Here is a 3043-nt window from a genome sequence, read left to right as displayed (position 1 = left end):
CCCTAAGTCTTCACTTTGGCCCCGAAAGAGTCCTTCTTCAATTTTTTCCAGATTTAACAATGTCAGCAAATTTTTCAGTGCCAGACTCATACGTGCTCTCCAGGTGATATCGATGTCGCAGCGAGGTAGGCAGAGTATAACGCAATTTTAAAAGTGGTCCGATGGGTGCAATTGTCTGAATTACTGGCCTATTACAGGCAAAAATAGCTGTCTTGTGCCACACTTATTCACGTTATGTTTTTGTTAACCACTCTTCTGGCGAGGAAAGTTCTCGCTGGTGCATAGATGATAAGGAGAATTTAATGAAACTCGTGCACATGGTAAGTGGTTTAGCGGTTGCAGTCGCTCTGGCGGCCTGTGCCGATAAAAGCGCTGATATTCAGACACCTGCGCCAAGCCCTAATACGTCAATTTCTGACACACAGTCTAAAATTCAGCAGCCAAATGTCTCCGGTACAGTATGGATCCGTCAGAAAGTGGCCTTGCCACCCGATGCGGTGCTAACCGTTACGCTGTCAGATGCTTCACTGGCCGATGCGCCGTCAAAAGTACTGTCGCAAAAAGCGGTTCGTACTGAAGGTAAACAAGCGCCATTCAGCTTTGTATTACCGTTCAACCCGGCAGATATTCAACCTAACGCCCGTATTCTGTTGAGTGCGGCTATTACGGTAAATGATAAACTGGTCTTTATTACTGATACCGTTCAGACGGTCATCAATCAGGGTGGGACTAAAGCCGACCTGACGTTGGTCCCGGTACAGCAAACAGCAGTACCGGTTCAGGCGAGCGGTGGGGCTACTACCACGGTTCCGTCAACGTCACCAACCCAGGTGAATCCATCATCTGCGGTTCCGGCTCCCACGCAGTACTAAGGTCGTTGTAACCCTCTCCGCCTGGAGAGGGTTAGTACACCCAGCGATAGCGCTGTAAATCGATCTGTCCGCTTCCTGAAACCACTATTCCTTCTGCCAGCAACGCCTGACGTTGTCGTTGCAGGTCGGGACCTGTCAGCGAAATGACCCCATGGCGATTGACCACCCGATGCCAGGGCAGGGCGCTGCCTTCGGGGAGACGCTTAAGCACGCCGCCTACCTGACGCGCAGCGCGCGGCGATCCCGCAAGCCGGGCAACATCGCCATACGTGGTGACGAAACCTTCGGGGATTGAAGCGACGATTTGCCAGACGCGTTGGGGGAAAGAGTCCTGTATATCCATCATTTATTCCTGCGCTAATCCTCCAGCATAATGCTGAATGGCGAAGGAGTGAAGCCGCATTGCACAAGAAAACAGCATCCGATGCTGGATGGGTTGCAATTACAGGGTGCAGCAGTGATAATGCGCCTGCGCGTTGGTTAACAACGCTCTCAATGGGGGCTCTGTTGGTTCTCCCGCAACACTACTCTGTTTACCAGGTCAGGTCCGGAAGGAAGCAGCCAAGGCAGATGACGTGTGTGCCGGGATGTAGCTGGCAGGGCCCCCACCCATTTCAGCCGTCCGGCAATTTCTCTTCTGTTTATCTTCTTTTCTTTGTCATCGTATCGTCATTTTATTGTCATCAAATACTGTCACTGTGTTTTGGGGATGTTATTTGAGCTTTTGCCGCCGCCATTGCGCTGTAATGACATGGTCTTACATCCGGTGTGTTGTGGCTGACCACAAGGATTTTCTACGATGTCGACCGCTGTATTGAATGTCAAAGTTGATGAGGCGCTAAAAGAAAAGCTTCGCCATTATGCTGAAGTGCATAATGAAAATTTGAGTATCGCCACGGAAAAACTGCTACTAATCGCGTTTTCCGCCATTGAAGAGGTGGGAGTCTCCGCTGAGGATATCGATAGCCAGCATACGGAAGAATCCGTAGTTGACGCACTGACTCCTAAAGAAATCAAAGCATTGCGAAGATTACTGAAGAAGAAAAAATGAAACAACAATCGCTCTCAACCGCCTGTAATTATGGCGAAGCCTGTGAAATGCTGCGCTCCGGTTATGTGAAACACGTTCGTCTGAGCTGGAATGTCGGCAGCGATGAGTTCTTCCGTATTGCCTCCGACTGGTGTGATGCCGGGGCAAAAATTAAGAAAGACGGTGAGAATTTCGTGATTTCCCTGAAGGGTTTTCCGGTTCCTCCTCAGCGGTAGTATTGCCAGGACCTCCTCGTCCATCACGGCATTCAAGAGCGAGTCCTTTAACTCGTCGTTTAGATTATTTTACGCATTTTCCCGCCGCTGGCCTGCAAACGCAGGCTATCCCAAATAGGTTGCAACACTCTGAAGGCGGCACACGCTGTGTCATCCGGCAACGTGAAGGGCATACGCAAAAATCGGTCGAATGCGCCATCAAGGCCGAACCGCGTACCGGTTCCCAACTGAATGCCTGCGCTTTCGGCGCGCGTGGCAAAGAGCGTCGCCAGCGTATCAGGCAGTTCAACCCAGAAAGAGAGTCCTCCTTGTGGCTGGGTAAATTGCCATTCCGGAAAATGTGAGTTCATCAGGCGCGAGCACAGGTCTCGCTGTGATGTGAGCCGGCGTCTTCTGTCAGGAAGAAAGTCCTCGGCGTTATCCAGCAGCCAACTGGTGGCGAGTTGTTCAAGCACCGGGGAGCCCAAATCGAAGGTGTCGCGGGTTTGGACCAGCGCGGCAATGGTACGCGCCGACGCCCGAATCCAGCCCAGACGTAATCCGCCCCAAAAGCTTTTCCCTGCTGAACCGAGCAGGATGATTGGGGCATCGCGATTGAATGCGGCAAGCGGCGGTGGCGGTGGGGCGTCATACCACAGGTTCACCATGGTCTCATCGACCACCAACGTCGTGTGGGTTCTTTCAGCAATATCCGCCACGACCTGGCGAGTAGCCGTGTCCATACAGCGCCCGGTCGGGTTGTGAAAATCCGGCATCAGATAGGCCATTCTCGGTGCAGTTTGCGCGATGGTGGCGACCAGACCCGCCGTATCCCAACCGTGCTCGGGCAGCGACACGCCGACGGGGCGACATGACGCCCCTTGTATTGCTGCAATGGCCAGCGGATAAGTGGGGTGATCTACCAC

Annotated in this window: 5 protein-coding genes, 1 other RNA gene and 1 pseudogene; 4 read left to right on the top strand and 3 right to left on the bottom strand. The window is 52.5% G+C overall.

From position 1 onward, the window contains the following. Positions 1–90: pseudogene (locus KQJ19_RS23150) on the bottom strand (acyl-CoA thioesterase II); the annotation flags it as partial. Between the two features lie 212 nt (positions 91–302). Between KQJ19_RS23150 and KQJ19_RS23145 the strand changes: the two are divergent. Beyond that, complete coding sequence (locus KQJ19_RS23145; RefSeq protein ID WP_016152063.1) at positions 303–872, top strand: YbaY family lipoprotein; 570 nt, start codon at positions 303–305, stop codon at positions 870–872. 31 nt (positions 873–903) lie between these two features. Here the strand turns inward: KQJ19_RS23145 and KQJ19_RS23140 are convergent, their stop codons facing one another. Further along, a complete protein-coding gene (locus KQJ19_RS23140; RefSeq protein WP_137379482.1) occupies positions 904–1215 on the bottom strand; it encodes an MGMT family protein in 312 nt (103 codons plus the stop codon). Between the two features lie 162 nt (positions 1216–1377). Between KQJ19_RS23140 and ffs the strand changes: the two genes are divergently transcribed. From ffs to KQJ19_RS23125, 3 genes are all read left to right on the top strand, one after another. Continuing rightward, positions 1378–1474, top strand: an RNA gene (ffs, locus tag KQJ19_RS23135) — signal recognition particle sRNA small type. Between the two features lie 197 nt (positions 1475–1671). Continuing rightward, entirely contained in the window at positions 1672–1923 is a 252-nt protein-coding gene (locus tag KQJ19_RS23130) for a hypothetical protein (RefSeq protein WP_016152065.1), read from the top strand. After that, positions 1920–2138, top strand: a complete 219-nt coding sequence (locus KQJ19_RS23125) for a hypothetical protein (RefSeq protein WP_016152066.1) — start codon at positions 1920–1922, stop codon at positions 2136–2138. The genes KQJ19_RS23130 and KQJ19_RS23125 overlap by 4 nt, the downstream gene beginning before the upstream one ends. 59 nt (positions 2139–2197) lie before the next feature. On the opposite strand, the gene KQJ19_RS23120 is transcribed toward KQJ19_RS23125, so the two are convergent. Further along, the coding region (locus KQJ19_RS23120; RefSeq protein ID WP_216404238.1) for a PLP-dependent aminotransferase family protein at positions 2198–3043 on the bottom strand (846 nt) is incomplete at its 5' end.

This window comes from Citrobacter sp. S46_ASV_140 (genome assembly GCF_018919545.1).
In the GTDB taxonomy this organism is placed as follows: Bacteria; Pseudomonadota; Gammaproteobacteria; order Enterobacterales; family Enterobacteriaceae; genus Citrobacter; species Citrobacter braakii.
The sequence above is the reverse complement of the archived record's forward strand: the minus strand, read 5'-3'. Positions and strand labels throughout refer to the sequence as shown.